The organism is Gordonia insulae (genome assembly GCF_003855095.1).
Taxonomy (GTDB): Bacteria; Actinomycetota; Actinomycetes; order Mycobacteriales; family Mycobacteriaceae; genus Gordonia; species Gordonia insulae.
Map to the genome: position 1 here is coordinate 1,349,394 of NZ_CP033972.1, position 16,180 is coordinate 1,365,573.

Annotated in this window: 17 protein-coding genes; 14 read left to right on the top strand and 3 right to left on the bottom strand. The window is 67.9% G+C overall.

Features of this window, described 5'->3' with window-relative positions:
- Nucleotides 1-69 precede the first annotated feature (69 nt).
- Nucleotides 70-1,593, top strand: coding sequence for a YgaP family membrane protein (locus D7316_RS06165; protein ID WP_124707496.1), 1,524 nt, complete (start codon nt 70-72; stop codon nt 1,591-1,593).
- Between the two features lie 42 nt (nt 1,594-1,635).
- On the opposite strand, the gene D7316_RS06170 is transcribed toward D7316_RS06165, so the two are convergent.
- Nucleotides 1,636-2,835, bottom strand: coding sequence for a hypothetical protein (locus D7316_RS06170; RefSeq protein WP_124707497.1), 1,200 nt, complete (start codon nt 2,833-2,835; stop codon nt 1,636-1,638).
- Between the two features lie 57 nt (nt 2,836-2,892).
- Here D7316_RS06170 and D7316_RS06175 point away from each other — a divergent pair, with 57 nt between their 5' ends.
- The 5 genes from D7316_RS06175 (at nt 2,893) to D7316_RS06195 (ending at nt 7,088) form a co-directional block, all read left to right on the top strand.
- Nucleotides 2,893-3,477, top strand: coding sequence for an META domain-containing protein (locus D7316_RS06175; RefSeq protein WP_124707498.1), 585 nt, complete (start codon nt 2,893-2,895; stop codon nt 3,475-3,477).
- 47 nt (nt 3,478-3,524) lie between these two features.
- Nucleotides 3,525-4,517 carry a malate dehydrogenase gene (locus tag D7316_RS06180; protein WP_124707499.1) on the top strand — a complete coding sequence of 331 codons (993 nt, stop codon included), beginning with the start codon at nt 3,525-3,527 and terminating at the stop codon, nt 4,515-4,517.
- Nucleotides 4,518-4,609: 92 nt separating this feature from the next.
- Entirely contained in the window at nt 4,610-5,446 is an 837-nt protein-coding gene (ppk2, locus tag D7316_RS06185) for a polyphosphate kinase 2 (RefSeq protein ID WP_124707500.1), read from the top strand.
- Between the two features lie 43 nt (nt 5,447-5,489).
- On the top strand, nt 5,490-6,743 hold the full coding sequence (locus D7316_RS06190) for a polysaccharide pyruvyl transferase family protein (protein ID WP_124707501.1): 1,254 nt from the start codon (nt 5,490-5,492) through the stop codon (nt 6,741-6,743).
- A 48-nt stretch (nt 6,744-6,791) separates the two neighbouring features.
- Nucleotides 6,792-7,088, top strand: coding sequence for a DUF503 domain-containing protein (locus D7316_RS06195; RefSeq protein ID WP_124707502.1), 297 nt, complete (start codon nt 6,792-6,794; stop codon nt 7,086-7,088).
- Between the two features lie 62 nt (nt 7,089-7,150).
- On the opposite strand, the gene D7316_RS06200 is transcribed toward D7316_RS06195, so the two are convergent.
- Entirely contained in the window at nt 7,151-7,843 is a 693-nt protein-coding gene (locus D7316_RS06200) for a 3-phosphoshikimate 1-carboxyvinyltransferase (protein WP_164473738.1), read from the bottom strand.
- Complete coding sequence (locus D7316_RS06205) at nt 7,840-8,724, bottom strand: Lrp/AsnC family transcriptional regulator (RefSeq protein ID WP_164473739.1); 885 nt, start codon at nt 8,722-8,724, stop codon at nt 7,840-7,842. The genes D7316_RS06200 and D7316_RS06205 overlap by 4 nt, the downstream gene beginning before the upstream one ends.
- Nucleotides 8,725-8,985: 261 nt before the next feature.
- Here D7316_RS06205 and D7316_RS06210 point away from each other — a divergent pair, with 261 nt between their 5' ends.
- The 8 genes from D7316_RS06210 to speB are packed head-to-tail and all read left to right on the top strand — an operon-like array spanning nt 8,986 to nt 16,129.
- Nucleotides 8,986-9,822, top strand: a complete 837-nt coding sequence (locus tag D7316_RS06210; protein WP_164473740.1) for an ABC transporter substrate-binding protein — start codon at nt 8,986-8,988, stop codon at nt 9,820-9,822.
- 3 nt (nt 9,823-9,825) lie between these two features.
- The gene (locus D7316_RS06215) at nt 9,826-10,554 is read left to right on the top strand and encodes an amino acid ABC transporter permease (protein ID WP_124707506.1); all 729 of its coding nucleotides are present in this window, start codon (nt 9,826-9,828) and stop codon (nt 10,552-10,554) included.
- Entirely contained in the window at nt 10,551-11,318 is a 768-nt protein-coding gene (locus D7316_RS06220) for an amino acid ABC transporter ATP-binding protein (protein WP_124707507.1), read from the top strand. Before D7316_RS06215 ends, D7316_RS06220 begins: the two co-directional genes overlap by 4 nt.
- A 32-nt stretch (nt 11,319-11,350) precedes the next feature.
- Nucleotides 11,351-12,334: a C-terminal binding protein gene (locus tag D7316_RS06225; protein ID WP_124707508.1), complete on the top strand. Its 984-nt coding sequence runs from the start codon at nt 11,351-11,353 to the stop codon at nt 12,332-12,334.
- On the top strand, nt 12,328-13,197 hold the full coding sequence (locus D7316_RS06230) for a sugar phosphate isomerase/epimerase family protein (protein WP_124707509.1): 870 nt from the start codon (nt 12,328-12,330) through the stop codon (nt 13,195-13,197). The genes D7316_RS06225 and D7316_RS06230 overlap by 7 nt, the downstream gene beginning before the upstream one ends.
- Nucleotides 13,194-14,405: an aromatic ring-hydroxylating oxygenase subunit alpha gene (locus D7316_RS06235; RefSeq protein WP_124707510.1), complete on the top strand. Its 1,212-nt coding sequence runs from the start codon at nt 13,194-13,196 to the stop codon at nt 14,403-14,405. The genes D7316_RS06230 and D7316_RS06235 overlap by 4 nt, the downstream gene beginning before the upstream one ends.
- Complete coding sequence (locus D7316_RS06240) at nt 14,402-15,157, top strand: class II aldolase/adducin family protein (RefSeq protein WP_124707511.1); 756 nt, start codon at nt 14,402-14,404, stop codon at nt 15,155-15,157. Before D7316_RS06235 ends, D7316_RS06240 begins: the two co-directional genes overlap by 4 nt.
- 6 nt (nt 15,158-15,163) lie before the next feature.
- Nucleotides 15,164-16,129: an agmatinase gene (gene speB / locus D7316_RS06245; RefSeq protein WP_124707512.1), complete on the top strand. Its 966-nt coding sequence runs from the start codon at nt 15,164-15,166 to the stop codon at nt 16,127-16,129.
- Nucleotides 16,130-16,180: the final 51 nt, after the last annotated feature.

Here is a 16,180-nt window from a genome sequence, read left to right on the forward strand (position 1 = left end):
CCACCTCCGCACCTATGATCGATCCACTGCGATCGGGTCGCGGCCGTCGCCGCCGGGAGGGGCACCACGATGAATCGGACTGTCGCACGCCTGATCCGGGCTGTCGTGGCCGGCTTCCTGATCGCGATCGGGGTCGGACTCGGCGCGTTCAACGCGTGGTGGGTGGCCCTGGCGATCGGTGTCCCGTTGATCTTCACCGGTATGGCATTGATACCGCGACCGTCGCGGATCTCCGAACTCGACGAGTTCCGTCGCGGATCGACTTCCGGCGCGGTGCCGATCGAGGTCGAGGCGATCACCCGGAGCAGCCTCGCCGCCGGCGAGCTACAGCCCACCATGCTCACGGCGACGTTGCGTCCGGCCGACGACACCGCCTACCGCGCACGCTGGATCACCTCGATGAGCAGAGGCCATTTCACCAGTTTGGTGGATCGGCCGTTCAGCACCGTGCCACCCGAGATGCTCCCGCCCCGCGCCGATCGGGACACGCCCGAGTTCGGCGATCAACCCGGCCGCTGGGCCCTCGTCTACCCCGCCACCACCCTGATCGCGGCGGTCGCCTTGCTGTTCGGTGTCTCCGGGTCGGTCTGGCACATCGACGCCTCGTTCCCATCGGTCGCGAACAACCTGGGCATCGGCGACGAGTCGGACCCGGCCGCCGCCACCGCGGATCTCACCGCGCGCATCGGCGACGTCCTCGACGAGATCGCAGGACTCGGGCCGACCGCTTCGGACAACATCCTGTCCATCACCCTCGACGAGGACGACACCTCCCGCGCCGAGGTCTACGACCCGGCCACCGGGCAGGCGATCTCCCTGTGGAAGTACGGCGGCCGCGGGTGGGAGGAACCGCGGCGCGCCGAGACCACCAAGCGTCGGCTCGACACCTTCCGCGCCGCCGAGATCGCGGGCACCGACGTCTCCACGATGGGACAGACGATGCAGGCCCGTCTCGGCACGGCAGGTCAGGGCCTGGTCCTCACCGACATGGCCGTGACCCGACCGGTTCGCGGGCAGCCGGTGCTGCTGGTCGGCGGATTCGGGGAGAACGGGATCTCCGACGTCGAGATACAGGGTCGCCCCGACGGTACGGTCGCCGAGTTCTTCGATCCGGGCGACTTCGACACGTCCTTCCGGCTCGCTCGATCCGCCCTCGATGCCGCGAACCTGTCCGCCGCCCGGTCGAATCTGCGCCGGTTCGAGATCCGCGGCACCAAGGACAACACGCCGACGATGTTCGCCGGGCAGATCCAGAACAGCGGTGGCGTCCTGATGGAGTTCACCGAGCCGGGCCGATCGGGCACGCTCACCGTCGTCCCCGGCGCCTTCCCTGCCCTGTCCGAGTACGCCGGCGGTTCCGACGGCTCCTTCTCGTTCGACGCCGTCTCCCCCGACGTCTTCGAGTCGGTGCGGACCCAGGCGATGGCACGGGGCAGCATCGAGCCGTTCGACCGCAACGCCATCGACATCCAGATGACGTCGATCTTCCAGCGTGACGGCCGACCCGTCATCCAGGTCGAGCTCGCCCGCGAATCAGCCTCCGCCGGAACCTATTCCGCCGACGGAAAGTTCCTCAAGCAGGGAAACTTCTGACCCGGACCGGCACGCGGCGACGACGCGGTCAGTCCGCGCAGGTCACCCCTCCTGCCGCTGCGGTGCCGGCGCGGGGCGGGCCTCGATCGCCCGCCTCGTCGCCGCCTTCAGCTCCGCGATCGCCGGTTGCGGCGGGTGCAGGCTCCCACGATCGGTGAGTGTCGTGACGATCTCGTGCACGCGGGTGTAGTAGCTGGCCTGCTCGGCGGGTGTGGAGCTGCTCTGCGCATGGTTGAACAGCTTGAGCGCCTTGTCCAGGTCGTCGCGGTCGGCCGCCTCCAGGTAGGTGGTACCGAGCTTGCGGCCGTTGGTCTCGCAGGCGATCCACGCACGTCGCACCCTGTTGACCGCTTGCTGGTACTCGTCGGCGCGCTGCCGACTGCCCGGGTAGGCGTCGGTCCGGAGTGCTGTCGCGTCGTCGAGCGCCTCGTGGAAATCCTGCACGGGTGTCAGGGTCACATCGGTGACCGCGGGGAACCGCAACATCATGTCCGGCTGCAGTTCGTAGTTCCCGTAGTCACGCAGGATCGTGTCGTGCCGACGGGTCGCCTCCTCCCACAACCGCTCGGCCGCCTCGTCGCTGCCCGCGTCGGCAACCCGGGGTGTGCTCGACCGCGATTCCGCGGCGGCCGGCCGGTCGACGTCGACGGAACCGCCCGAGTCGGGTGTGTTCGCCGCGGCCGCGGCCGCGCGTCGGGTGCGTTGTGGCGCACGTGCACGAAGACGTCCGATCACCTCGGCCGCAGCGGGATCGCTCTCGACGACCCCGATCCGCCATCGCTCGGGTTCCGTGGCCGCATCGTCCCGATCGGATTCCGTAGGGCCGAATTCGATTGTCAGCGTGCGTAGTCCCTTGATGGTCAGCTCACGGGTCGCCGCGGTGCGCGCACCGGTGGTCTCCGAGAGCGCCCCCAACGACACCGACCGGAGATCGGCCAGCGGACGGCTGACGATGCCGTGCTGTTCGTCCCCCAGGTAGACGCTGTCGGCGTCCGCGGCGATGATCACCGCGCCGCGACGACCGAGGCGCCCGAATGCCGCGAGCGCCAGCGAACAGGCCAGGGCGCCGGCGACGATCACCGCGGTCGCGGTGCCACCCACGTCGGCGGCGTTCAGGATCACCAGCGCGAGCAGGCCGATCACCATGCACACCCATGCGAACCGGGCAGCCGAGACGTGTCGTCGACCGAGGTATTCGGTCCGGCAGGTCACCGCCACCGTCGATACGTCAGCTTGCGTCATCGTTCACCGCCCGTTCCATCGGTTGGGCACGTCCACCGATTGGACTACGTTGGGTTCATGTCCTTCACCGGCGGAGAAGCGACCACGAACCGGATCGATCATCCCATCCCGGCGCACCGGGTGGGACGCCGAATCGGCACTGCGTCGAGGCGGGACCGGACTCGACTGACGGTGACCGTCGTCGGCCTGCTCGCCCTCATCGCCGCCATCCTCGGCGCGACCCCCGCGACGGCGGTGCCGGCGCCGCGACCGCCGGCACCCATCCGGCCTCTGCCGGTGCCACCGCCCGGTGATCCGCTCACCCCGTTGACCGGTAAGACCTATGCGTCGGTGGCCGTCGTCGGCGGCGCCATCCCGGGTGGCGGCCCGATGACGATCAGTTTCGCGTCGGACCACCGTGTCGGCCTCGGCGCCGGGTGCAACCGCCACCTGGGGACGGTCACCGTCGCCGGAGACCAGCTGAGGGTGCGCGCCCCGATCTCGACGATGATGGCCTGCCCCCCACCGCGTTCCGGCGCGGACAGCTGGCTGACGACGTTCACCTCGGTGCCGTTGACGTGGCGCGCGGTCGGTCCGGTGCTGACGTTGTCGAGTCCTCGACAGACCGTGGTCCTCGTCGAACGTCCGGCACGACCCCGCTGACACACGGGCCGCGACGGCCGCACCTCTCCGAACTCCGAAGGAGCCCCATGCCCTCGACCCCTCCCGCCGTGGTGACCGTCACCGGCGCCGCCGGCCACATCGGCTATGCGGCGCTGTTCCGGATCGCCGCGGGTGCCATGCTCGGACACGATCAGCCGGTCCGGCTGCGTCTGCTCGAGTTGCCGGGCGCGGTGTCGGCGGCCGTCGGTACCGCGATGGAACTCGACGACGGCGCCTTCGAGCAGCTCACCTCGGTGGATATCTTCGACGACGCCCGCGCCGCCTTCGACGGCACCGACTACGCCTTGCTCGTCGGCGCGAAGCCGCGGAGCAAGGGCATGGAACGCGCCGACCTGCTGCAGGCGAACGCGGCCATCTTCGCCGAGCAGGGTGCGGTGCTCAACGACGTTGCCGGTGAAGATCTCCGGGTCATCGTCGTCGGTAACCCGGCGAACACCAATGCCGCGATCGCCGCCGCCCACGCCCCCGACATACCGGCCGAGCGGTTCACCGCGCTCACCCGCCTCGACCACAACCGCGCGATCGCACAGCTCTCCCACCGCGCCGGGTGCCCGGCCCGGGAGATCACCCGCGTCTCGGTGTGGGGCAACCATTCCGCGTCGCAGTATCCGGACATCTTCCATGCCCGCGTGGCCGGCCGTAGTGGCGCCGAGTTCGCCGAGGACCGCGCCTGGCTTGTCGACGACTTCATCCCGACGGTGGCCCGGCGTGGTACCGCGATCATCGAGACCCGCGGCGCGTCCTCCGCGGCGTCGGCTGCCAGCGCCACCATCGACCACGTCCACGACTGGGTGCTGGGCACCCCGGACGGCGACTGGACCTCGGCGGCGTTGCCGTCGCCCGGCGTCTACGGGGTTCCCGAGGGTCTGGTGTGCTCGTTCCCGGTCCGATCGGTCGGCGAGCGATGGGAGATCGTCGAGGGGCTCGACATCAACGAGTTCTCGCGGACCCGGATCGACGCATCGGTGGCCGAGCTCGCCGACGAGATCGCTGCGGTCGGCGACCTGCTCCCCGCCTGAACGGGTCGATCGGCCCGTCGTCTCGCCCGACGGGCTCACCCATCGTGGGTCACTGTGCATCACAACGCCGTCGACCACCGTAAGCTTCGTCCATGGCGAAGAAGTCGAAGAACGGCGACAGTCCGAAGAAGGTCGCGAACAAGGTCTACGAGGCCGAACTGTTCCGCCTCCAGACCGAGCTGGTGAAGCTGCAGGAGTGGGTTCGCGCGACGGGCGCCCGCGTCGTGGTGATCTTCGAAGGCCGGGACGCCGCAGGCAAGGGCGGCACCATCAAACGCATCACCGAGTACCTGAGCCCACGCGTCTCCCGCGTCGCCGCGCTGCCCGCCCCGACCGATCGCGAACGGGGCCAGTGGTACTACCAGCGCTACGTCGCCCAGCTGCCCGCGCCCGGCGAGATCGTGCTGTTCGACCGCTCCTGGTACAACCGTGCGGGCGTCGAGAAGGTGATGGGGTTCTGCACCCCCGAGGAGCACACCCGATTCCTGCGTCAGACACCCATCTTCGAGCAGATGCTGATCGACGACGGAATCCTGTTGCGCAAGTACTGGTTCTCGGTGTCCGACGAGGAACAGCTCAAACGGTTCCGCTCCCGGATGGACGATCCGGTCCGGCAGTGGAAACTGAGCCCGATGGACCTCGAGGCCGTCTACCGATGGGAGGACTACTCCCGAGCCAAGGACGAGATGATGGTGCACACCGACACCGCACTCAGCCCGTGGTTCGTCGTCGAGTCCGACATCAAGAAGCACGCGCGGCTGAACATGATCTCGCATCTGCTGTCGACCATCGACTACGAGGATGTGCCGCGGAACAAGGTCGACCTGCCGAAGAAGCCCATCGACTCGGGCAACTACCGGCGGCCACCGAGGTCGCTCGCCAAGTACGTGCCCGACCATGTGGCCGCCCTCATGGGCGGCGATCACTGACGCGTCGGGCCGGTCTCCCCCGGAGATGGGTAACATCCGCGGAATGCATGTGCCCGGGATCGCGAACCTGCGCGGTGGCATCGTCGACCGGATCCGGGAGCGACGTCACCCCGAGGAGATCATCTATCTGATCGCGCCCTCCGGTCATCCGAACTACGGCGACGAACTGATCGCGCGCGCATGGCTGCATCATCTGGCCCGGGCGCGGCCGCGGGCGATGGTGGTCCTCGACTGCCACAGTCCGGGTCAGGCAGGTCTGCTGCTGCGCGGCATCCACCCCGGCGCGGTCTTCGTCGACACGCTGTGGCAGCTGACCCAGTACGCCGCCGACACCGAACGCACCGACGGACCCGACGCGCGGACGCCATGGACCTGGGTGGCCGAGGCGGCGACCCGCTTCGGCCCCGCACCCCGCCTCGCCGAAGGCGTCGACGTCTTCCGGCGCGCCTCCTCGGTTCACCTGCTCGGCGGTGGATACCTCAATCGGGTATGGCCACAGCATGTCTCGCTCGTGGCCGCGGCCGCGGAACTCGCCCGCACCACCGGCGTCCCCGCGTATGCCACCGGGCAGGGCCTGATCCCCCTGTTCGACGGGCCCGCGCGCGCGGTCCTCACCGAGTCCGCCGAGGCGTTCACCATCTTCGACGTGCGCGATGCCGCGTCGGCGGAGGCGTTGTCCGGCACGGCCGCACGACGTCACACCGGTGACGACGCGTGGTTGGCCGTGGACGATCCGGCGAGCACCCGACGCGATCCGGGCGGACCGGCGCGGCACGGGGTGACATTGTGTCTGCAGGCCGATCTGACCGAGGATTTCGCCGCGTTCGGGATGACCGGCCTCGACGCGCTCACCCGCTTCGTCGGCGCCACGCTCGACGCGTGGCAGGTCGGCGGCGACGCCGTCACGGTTCTCGAGGGAATCCCGGGCGGCGATCTGGAGATCCCGAGCCGCCTCGGCAATCGCCTGGCCGGCGCCGCGACGATCCCGTTCCTCGATGTCTGGCGGTCCGGACTCCCGGTCGGGCGCGGCGACACATGGATCAGCACACGCTTCCATCCCCATCTCGTCGCGGCCGCCGCGGGCGAATCCGGCGTCGCGGTCATCGGCCGGCCGGACTACTACGCGACCAAACACGAGTCGCTGGCCGCGGCCGGGTCACGATGGACGATCGTCGACGATCCCGACATCATCCCCGACCGGCCCGATGCGGGCGGATTCTCCGAGGAACACCGCGCTCGCGCGGTCGCATCGAAAAGGGCGCTGGCCCACCGTCTCTATCCGCGCCGTCGGTGGTGACCTGCCCGCCGTGAGTCGACGGCCAGCAATCGATACGATGGCCCGACCATGTGGATCGGATTCGCGGAACTCGACTACCTCCTCGGTGACGTGCACTCGCTCAAGCAGAAGCGATCGATCGTGCGACCGATGGTCGCGGAGATCCGACGACGGTTCGCTGTCTCGGTTGCCGAGGTCGACCATCTCGACGCCCATCGTCGGACGGTGATCGGCGTGTCACTCGTCGCAGCCGATCGGTCCCACGTGATCGAGGTGCTCGATGCCGTCGAACGGTTCGCCGCGGGACGACCTGAGATCGAACTCCTCTCGGTACGGCGGCGGGCGATCGTGTCCACCGACGTCTAGCGACGGACCGTTCCCGGTGCCTCAGGAGGCCCGGAGCAAACCTCAAGCGCCCCCGATCCAACTCAGCGCTCCAGATACTCGTGTGGCAGCCGGTCACTGCCGGGAACCAGGTATTCGTCGGCGGCCAGCATGCGGGTCCACTCACCGGTGAATCCGCGATACCTGCTGTCGACCATTTGCCAATCGGTCACCTCCAGGCCGTCGACGACGAGGCCCAGCACCGCCCCCGCGAGGGCGACGTCTGCACGACCGGCCGATTCCCACTTTCCGGCGGTCAGCTCGCCGGGATAGACGGTCAGGCAGCCGGATTCGTCAGTGTCGACCCGGCCGCCCAGACGTCGCAGATTGTCGGCGACGACCGCCCCCGACGCCGCGTCATCGACGACGATGCGGCTCGGCCCGTCGGCGAGTGCGGCGACCGCGATCAGTATCTGCGCGATCGCGTCGTCGCATACACCCAGGTCAACGGCACCCACAGCACCGCTCGTCGATCGTCCGGTGACGGTCAGCCCGGCCGCCGACGACACCACGTACCCACCCATGTCGGCGAACGCACCAGCCACCGTCTCAGCGGCCGACGACCTGTCAGGCCAGTTGCGAATGAGTACCGTGCCGCCGGTGATGAGGCCCGCCGCGGCGAACGCGGCCGCCACCGCCACATCGGGCGCGTCCGTCGCGGGAGCGGTCGGAACGCTCACCCGGGCACGCACCGGTGCCGCTGCCGTCGGCGCACGCCACCCTCGTCCGCCGCTCACGGACGCACCTCCATCGGGTAGTGATAGCTCTCTTTCACGGTGTCCAGATGCACCCAACTGTCGATCCGCAGCACCGACCGCAGCGCCCGGAGTCGATCCAGCACACTGACCACCTCCGCCAACGAATCCGCGTCGATCGTGGCCAGCAGGTCATACCGGCCGAGCGTCTCGGCCAGGAAGCGCACCTCGGGCATTCCGGCGAGCAAGTCACCGCCGGCCGCGACGGGGCCGCGCAGCGAGAGTCCCACCCCCACGTCCACTCGCCCATCGCGCCGCCCGGTCCGCGTGATGGCACCGATGCGAACCACACCGTTGTCGATCATCCGCAGGACGCGGGTCCGGGCGGTGCCGGTGGACACCCCCACCCGCTCGGCCAAGGCGGTGAACGGCAGACGACCATCGAATTGCAAGTGCGACAGTATCTTCGCGTCGACCCGATCAATCCCCACATCGGCGGCCTGAGTGGGCCGCAACACGTCGACGGTCAGGTTGGTGTAATAGAGCGTCTCGGTCTCACGCACCCCATCGACCGACCGCACCCGGTCGAGCACCGCGGCGAGTTCGGCATCGCTGCGCGCGCGGACCTCCGCGATCAGCGGAAAGCTCCCCGATGCCAGCGACACGAACGGCACCTCGGGCATCGCGGCCAGGGCGTCGGCCACGCGACGCACCGGCTGGTCGACGGTCAGCGAGATGTGCGCCAGCGAGCGAATCCCCAGTGTCAGCGGATGCACGATACCGACGACCCGCACGATGTCCTCGTCGAGCATCTGGCTCAGCCGCCGCGCCGCGGCAGCTCTGGAGATGCCGACCCGGTCGGCCAGATCGTTGGCCGTGATCCGCCCGTCGGCGCGCAACTCGTCCAGGATCTGCAGGTCCACACCCGAGACCGACGCCGGCCTTTGTTCATCACGAGAAATTAACAATTCCGCTCTTTTCGACGCTGACGGACACATTCTCAGTCAGATAAGCACTTCACTCGGGACCTGCTGCAAATTCACCATCTAGGTGATCGAATCTGCAACTTTAGTGTCCAGTACTGACAATTCTAGTTTGTTTCACCCGCTGAGCACACCTAATGTTCCGTGATGAAACGACCGGCGACCACGCCGGCAAGTACACGACGAGGTCTGAGGAACGCCATGCGAAGAGTTCTGGTCAGCATCGCCGCCACCGTGTTGGCAGCAACCACGATCGCCGGCTGCGGGAGCAGCAGCGGGGGCACCGAGGCATCGGGTGACGCACCCGCGGGCCTGCTGCGTGAGGGCCAGCTCTCGGTGTGCACCGACCCCGAGTATCCGCCGATGGAATACTTCGCCGATGGCGACACCTCCAACCCGGTCGGCTTCGACCCCGACGGCGCCCGCGCCCTGGCCGACCTCTGGGGCCTCGACATCACGTGGCAGAACACCGCATTCGACGGCCTCATGCCTGCGCTGCAGGCCAAGCGCTGCGACATTCTCTGGGCCGCCCTCTATCTCAGCCCGGAACGTCTCGAGGTTGCCGACGGCAGCCCGTTCATGAACACCGGCCCGGGCCTGATCGTGCCGTCGGGCACCACCGACATCACCACCTCCGACGACCTGTCCGGCAAGACGGTCGCGGTACAAGGTGGCGGCTCGAATGAGTTGACACTCAAGGACCTGTCGAGCAAGTTCGAATCCGAGGGCAAGCCGGGCATCACCATTCAGCCGTACCCCAAGACCGCAGAAACCGTCGCCGCCGTCACCAACGGCAAGGCCGACGCGCTCATCGAGACCGACGTCGCGGTGGTGGACATGGTCAACAAGTCGGGCGGCAGCCTCAAGTCCGTCCCCGGCGTCTTCCCCGCGGAGACCAAGTTCGGCGTGTTCACGCTCAAGGACTCACCGCTGAGTCCCGCCGTCGCCGAGGGACTGCAGACGCTCAACGACAACGGCACACTGGGCAAGCTCGCCGAGAAGTACGGTCTCGATCCCAACAGCATCGTCACCGAGTAGGCCATGACCTTCGAGTGGAACGTCTTCATCGACGCGCTGACCTCCGGCACGTTTCTCCGCGGAGCGTTGCTGTCGCTGGCGCTGGCGGTCGTCTCGATGATCGCCGCCACGGTCATCGGGTTCGTGGTCGCGTTGCTGCGAATCGCGAAGAACTCGGGCGCACGCTCGGTCGGTTGGACCTACGTCTGGTTCTTCCGCGCCATCCCCACGCTGCTGGTGCTGCTGCTCATCTGGAACGCCGGCCCCCAGCTCTTCCCCGCGCTACGGGAGAACTGGTTCACCCCGTTCCTGGCCGCATTCGTGGGCTTCGCCGTCGTGGAGGCGGCGTACATGGCCGAGATCCTGCGGTCGGCGCTGCTATCGGTCGACGACGGCCAGCACATCGCGGCCCGCGCCCTCGGCCTGCCACCGCACAAGGTGTTGTTCAAAGTGGTGCTGCCGCAGGCCATCAAGGTCGCGATTCCGCCCAGCGGAAACGAGTTCATCGCGATGCTGAAGTACACGTCGCTGGCCTCGGTCATCTCGCTGCGCGAACTGCTGACAACCGCACAATCCGAGGTGTCGGTCACCTTCCGCTACGCCGAATACTATTCGGCTGCACTGATCTACTACCTCGTGATCGTCAGTGTCGCGATGTTGGGCCAGTACTTCCTCGAACGGCGCTACCAGTGGATCTCGAAGGGGCAGCACACCTCGGTGACCACACCGACATCCCAGGAGGTCCCCGCATGAGTGAGCCGGTACTGCAGGCGATCAACCTGCATCGCACATACGGCAATACCGAGGTCCTCAAGGGTGTCGACCTCACCGTCGGCAAGGGCGAGGTCAAGGCGCTGCTGGGGCCGTCGGGGTCCGGCAAGTCCACCATCCTGCGCCTGTTGGCCCTGCTCGAGCCGGCCGACGACGGCGAGATCCTGCTCAACGGCAAGCAATTGGGTGTGTCGGTGATGTCCGACGGGACCACCCGGCCGCTGCGGGAATCGCATCTGGCCCGCCAACGTCGCGACATCGGGATGGTGTTCCAACGGTTCAATCTCTTCGCGCACCTCGACGTGGCGCACAACGTCACGCTGGCGTTGACCGAGGTCGCCGGTATGTCCAAGGCCGATGCCCGGCAGCAGGCCGAGGCCATGCTCGAACGCGTCGGGATGGCGCACCGGCTCAAGCACTACCCCAGCGAGTTGTCCGGCGGACAGCAGCAGCGGGTCGCCATCGCGCGGGCGCTGGTGATGAACCCGTCGGTGATGTTGTTCGACGAGCCCACCTCCGCGCTCGACCCGGAACTGGTCGGCGAGGTACTCGACGTGATGGAACAACTCGCCGACGAGGGTATGACCATGGTGGTCGTCACCCACGAAACCCGTTTCGCCCGTCGCGTCGCCAACGAGGTCTCCCTGTTCGACAGCGGGCGGATCGTCGAATCCGGTCCGCCGGAAACGTTCTTCGACGACCCCAGCCATGCGCGTACCCGACAATTCCTGTCCCACCTGCACTGACATATCACCGACCGATGTGGAGCATCCCAGAGATGAGCGACCAACGACCGCTCGCCGTCTACACCGACACCGACGACCTCAATCCCGCTGCCGGGGTTGACCTGTTGTCCGGCAATGGCTTCCGGGTCGAGGTGTGCCAGACCCGTGATCCCGACCGGATCGCCGAGGCGGCCGCCGGTGCGAGCGCGCTGTTGGTGGGTTATGCACCCATCGACCGCGAGCTGCTCGACCGACTGCCTGATCTGCGGATCATCGCATTGCTCTCGCGCGGCTACGACAACGTCGACGTGGCCGCGGCCACCGAACGCGGGATCTGGGTATGCACCGTCGCAGATCTGGCGTCCGAAGAGGTCGGCACACATGCCTGGACCCTGAGTCTGGCTCTGTTGCGCCAACTCCCGTACTTCGCCGGGTGTGGCACGGTGCACGGGTGGATCGATCGGCCGCCAACGCTGCCGCGCCGACTGTCGGAGGTGACCGTCGGCGTGCTCGGCCTGGGGAGCACCGGCCGCGCGTATGCCGAACTCGCCGCTCCCGCCGCCGCGCGGGTGCTGGCACACGACGTCAGCCGCGGGCCGGACCGACCGGACGTCCCCGGGGTGCAGATCGTCGATTTCTGGACGGTCATCGAGGAAGCCGATGTGCTCTCCCTGCATCTCCCGCTCACCGAGAAGACGCGCGGCATCATCGACGCCGAAGCGATCGCCCGAATGCGTGACGATGCGTACCTCGTCAACGTCGCCCGCGGTGCGCTGCTCGACCCCGCCGCACTGCTCGACGCGCTCGATCACCACCGGCTGGCCGGCGCCGCACTCGATGTGTTCGACACCGAACCCCCGGCCGCCGATGACCCGCTGCTGGCGCATCCCCGGGTGCTCACCACCCCGCACGTCGCGTACCTGTCCACCACCACCGAAAGCGGCTACATCACCGCGCAGGCGAACAACGTCCTCGCCTGGCACGACGAGGGCCGGCCGACCGATCCCATCAACCACATCGCAGGAATGCCATGCTGACCCCCACCGCCGAACTGGCCGTCTTCCAGTCGCTGTGGGCGATGGAGGATCTGCCGACTGCCCGCACACCCTGGACGCTGCCCGAACAGGCCGCGCGTATCTCGGAAGCTGGGTTCGCCGGCCTGGCCGTCGACCTCGGGGCCCGACAGGCACCCACCGCCGCGGACCTGGCACCGCTGCTCGCGGAGCACGACCTCGCCGCGATGGTGTTCGCCTTCGTCGGCGACCGGGCCGGCCTGGACTCCGCCATCGAGTACGCCCACGGGATCGGGGCGATTCGCATGGTGGTGTGCGCCCAGATCTACGGATTCGATCCGGTTCCCCTGTGCGAGACGCTGACCGACTGGTACGAGACGTGCCGGCAGGCCGGCATCACGATGCAGGTGGAGACCCACCGCAACACCGTGACCAACGACCTGCGATTCACCAATCTGCTGCTCGGACACCTCGACCCACGGATCGAAGTGGCCGGCGACCTGTCTCATTTCGTCTGCGCCAACGAACTGCCCGACGACCCCACACCCGAACACGAGGCACTCATCACCGCGGTGTTGGAGCGATGCGGATCGTTGCAGGGCCGCATCGCCACCCGCGGCCAGGTCCAGGTCCCGCTGGGCACACCGGCCGGCGCCGGGTGGGAGCGGCGGTTCCGCGGCTGGTGGGAGACCGGTTTCCGGTCGATCCAGCGGCGCCATCCGGGCGAGCAGATCGTGTTCTGCACCGAACTCGGCACCCGGCCATACGCCATCACCGACGTCGACGGCAACGAGCTTTCCGACCGTTGGCACGAAGCCCTCATCCTCAAAGAGTGGGCGGCCCAGGCGTTCCGCGCCGCCACCGAAGAACTCCAGGAGCAACGATGACCATCAGCGACAGCGTCACGGCGGTGTCCCCCACCGATCACGTCAGCGCCGCAGGCAACCGGATCGTGTCCGGACCGCTGCAGAGCGACAGCAGCCAGCGAGCGCTGATTCCGGCGCGCGCCTATGTGGGACAAGAAGAGTTCGACCTGGAACAGGAGCGGATCTTCTCCTCGGGTTGGGTGTGGGCCGGGTTCGCCCATTGGGTCGACGAGCCGGGCAAGGTGCATCCGGTGACGGTCGGGGGCAAACCCCTGCTGATCATCCGGGGCGAGGACGAGCAGGTCCGCGTCTTTCACAACTCGTGCCGTCACCGTGGCATGGCCATGCTCGATGAGCCCGCCAAAGTCCGTCGGCGCATCCAGTGCGCGTATCACTGCTGGTCGTACAACCTCGACGGAAGCCTTCACGCCACACCGTATTTCAAGCGAGAGCGCACCCGCGCGCTACCTGAAGGCGCCGACGACCTCGGCCTGCTCGCCGTCTCGTCGCGTGTGTGGGCGGGCATGGTGTTCGTGAACCTGGCCACCGACTTCGCCGACACCGACGCTGCGGCCGCGGATTTCGCCGAGATGTTGGCGCCCATCACCGCACGTTGGGATCACGTCGATTTCGACCGCATCCATCTCGCCGACGAACGCGAGTTCGACATCGCGGTGAATTGGAAGCTGGTGGTGGAGAACTTCCTCGACTTCTATCACCTACCGTTCATCCACCCCCAGGTCGGTCCGGTCAGCGCCTCACTCGACGTCGATGACGTGTGGCTCGCCGATCACATCATCGGCGGGATGTATCCGCGGGGCGCGGCCGGCAAGACCGCGAAATCCGACGAGTCGCTGCCCTTCCTCGGTGACGTGCCCGTCGAGCGCACCGAGAGCCAGGACATCTTCTGCGTCTTCCCCAACGCGCTGCTGTTCCTCGAGGCCGACTGGTTCCAGGTCATCGGGTTCGACGCCGCCGCCCCGGACCGTACGGTGGAACACATGGCGATCTTCGTCGACTGCGATGCCGCCGCCGAGAAGTACGGCCCGGCCCGCAAGAGTCTGACCAACATCCTGTTCGAGGTGAACGAGCAGGATCTGCCGATCCTGCATCGACTGCAGGTGGGGCGCCACTCACCCGCGTCGGATCGAACCAATCTGGTGACCCATTGGGATCAGATCACCGCGCACTTCCAGGATCTCGTCGCCCGCAAGGCCGGCTACCAATGAGCGGCAGCGACGCCGGCGAGGCCGAGCTCCGACGCCAGCTCGCCGCCGTGTATCGGCTGGTGGCGCACTACAAGATGACCGATCTCATCTTCACCCACATCTCGGTGCGCATCCCGGGCCCCGAGGATCATTTCCTGATCAATCCGTATGGGCTGTTGTTCGAGGAGATCACCGCGTCGAACCTGGTGCGGATCGACCTCGACGGCAACGTCGTCGGCGACAGTTCGGCCGTGGTGAACCCTGCCGGTTTCGTCATCCACAGCGCCATCCATCGCGAACGGGCAGACGCCCACTGCATTCTGCACACCCACACGCTCGCCGGGTGCGCGGTCGCGGCGTCGGCGACGGGACTGCTGCCGCTCAACCAGATCTCGATGGAGTTCCACAACCGGGTCGGCTATCACGACTACGAGGGGGTGGCACTCAACGTCGACGAACAGAAGCGGATCGTCGACGACATCGGATCGCACCCGGCGCTGATCCTGCGCAACCACGGACTGTTGACCGTGGGCGAGACGCCCGGGCGGGCGTTCCTGCGGATGTTTTACCTCAACAAGGCCTGCGAGATCCAGGTGGCGGCCACCCGCGCCGGCGACCTGGTCTTGCCCGACCCCGCCGTCGCCGAGCACGCCGCGCGCCAACTCAACGGCGAAGACGCCGGCGACGACTACACCGACGATGTGGGCCTGGATCTGGCCTGGGACGCCATGGTGCGCCTCGTCGAGCGCATCGCCCCGGACTACAAGGACTGAGAGCCGATGACCGCAAACATGATTCGCGGACCGCTGGATGCCAGCGCAACCCCGCGCTATACCGAACCGTCCACCTTTGCCCGGCTGCCCCGGCTCGACGAGGTGCCCGGTGCGGCGGTGAAGATCATCGGCATCCCGTTCGACAGTGGTGTCAGCTACCGGCCCGGCGCCCGGTTCGGCCCCGGCCACATCCGCGCGTCGTCAAAGCTGCTGCGCCCCTATAACCCTGCGCTGGATGTGGCGCCGTTCGGCATCCAGCAGGTGGCCGACGCCGGCGACATCGCCGTCAATCCGTTCGACATCGTCGAAGCGCTCGCGACTGTCGAGCATGCGGCAACCGACCTGACCGCCGACGGCGCCCGCCTGCTCACCCTGGGCGGCGACCACACCCTGGCACTGCCGCTGCTGCGAGCGGTCCACAAGGAGCGCGGCAAGATCGCGGTGCTGCACTTCGACGCGCACCTCGACACCTGGGACACCTACTTCGGCGCGCCGTTCACCCACGGCACCCCGTTTCGTCGCGCCAGCGAAGAGGGACTGATCGACATGGAGCGATCCATGCACGTCGGCATCCGCGGCCCCCTCTACGGCAAGGCCGACCTCGAGGCCGACGGCGTGCTCGGCTTTCAGATCGTGCGCTCGGACGACTACCAGTTCGACGGTGTCCGCAGCATCATCGAACGCGTACACCGGCGGATGGCCGGTGGACCCGTGTACATCTCCGTCGACATCGACGTTCTCGACCCGGCACACGCACCGGGCACCGGCACCCCGGAAGCCGGCGGCATGACCTCGCGCGAGTTGCTCAACACCCTGCGCGGCCTGGTCGGCCTCGACATCGTGGGCGCCGACATCGTGGAGGTGGCCCCCGCCTACGACCACGCCGAGATCACCGGCATCGCCGCCGCCCACGTGGGCTACGAACTGTTGTCGGTGCTCGCCGCCAACGAGGCACACCGGTCGGGTCACTGAGCCCGCCCCCGAGCAGACCCGTTTCCCTGCGCCCTGAGGAAGCCCGGAGCG

Bases quoted from the DNA above. Each gene is read 5' to 3' on its own strand.
- D7316_RS06165 (WP_124707496.1), top strand. From the start codon at position 70: ATGAATCGGACTGTCGCACGCCTGATCCGGGCTGTCGTGGCCGGCTTC.
- D7316_RS06170 (WP_124707497.1), bottom strand. From the start codon at position 2,835: ATGACGCAAGCTGACGTATCGACGGTGGCGGTGACCTGCCGGACCGAA.
- D7316_RS06175 (WP_124707498.1), top strand. From the start codon at position 2,893: ATGTCCTTCACCGGCGGAGAAGCGACCACGAACCGGATCGATCATCCC.
- D7316_RS06180 (WP_124707499.1), top strand. From the start codon at position 3,525: ATGCCCTCGACCCCTCCCGCCGTGGTGACCGTCACCGGCGCCGCCGGC.
- ppk2 (WP_124707500.1), top strand. From the start codon at position 4,610: ATGGCGAAGAAGTCGAAGAACGGCGACAGTCCGAAGAAGGTCGCGAAC.
- D7316_RS06190 (WP_124707501.1), top strand. From the start codon at position 5,490: ATGCATGTGCCCGGGATCGCGAACCTGCGCGGTGGCATCGTCGACCGG.
- D7316_RS06195 (WP_124707502.1), top strand. From the start codon at position 6,792: ATGTGGATCGGATTCGCGGAACTCGACTACCTCCTCGGTGACGTGCAC.
- D7316_RS06210 (WP_164473740.1), top strand. From the start codon at position 8,986: ATGCGAAGAGTTCTGGTCAGCATCGCCGCCACCGTGTTGGCAGCAACC.
- D7316_RS06215 (WP_124707506.1), top strand. From the start codon at position 9,826: ATGACCTTCGAGTGGAACGTCTTCATCGACGCGCTGACCTCCGGCACG.
- D7316_RS06220 (WP_124707507.1), top strand. From the start codon at position 10,551: ATGAGTGAGCCGGTACTGCAGGCGATCAACCTGCATCGCACATACGGC.
- D7316_RS06225 (WP_124707508.1), top strand. From the start codon at position 11,351: ATGAGCGACCAACGACCGCTCGCCGTCTACACCGACACCGACGACCTC.
- D7316_RS06230 (WP_124707509.1), top strand. From the start codon at position 12,328: ATGCTGACCCCCACCGCCGAACTGGCCGTCTTCCAGTCGCTGTGGGCG.
- D7316_RS06235 (WP_124707510.1), top strand. From the start codon at position 13,194: ATGACCATCAGCGACAGCGTCACGGCGGTGTCCCCCACCGATCACGTC.
- D7316_RS06240 (WP_124707511.1), top strand. From the start codon at position 14,402: ATGAGCGGCAGCGACGCCGGCGAGGCCGAGCTCCGACGCCAGCTCGCC.
- speB (WP_124707512.1), top strand. From the start codon at position 15,164: ATGACCGCAAACATGATTCGCGGACCGCTGGATGCCAGCGCAACCCCG.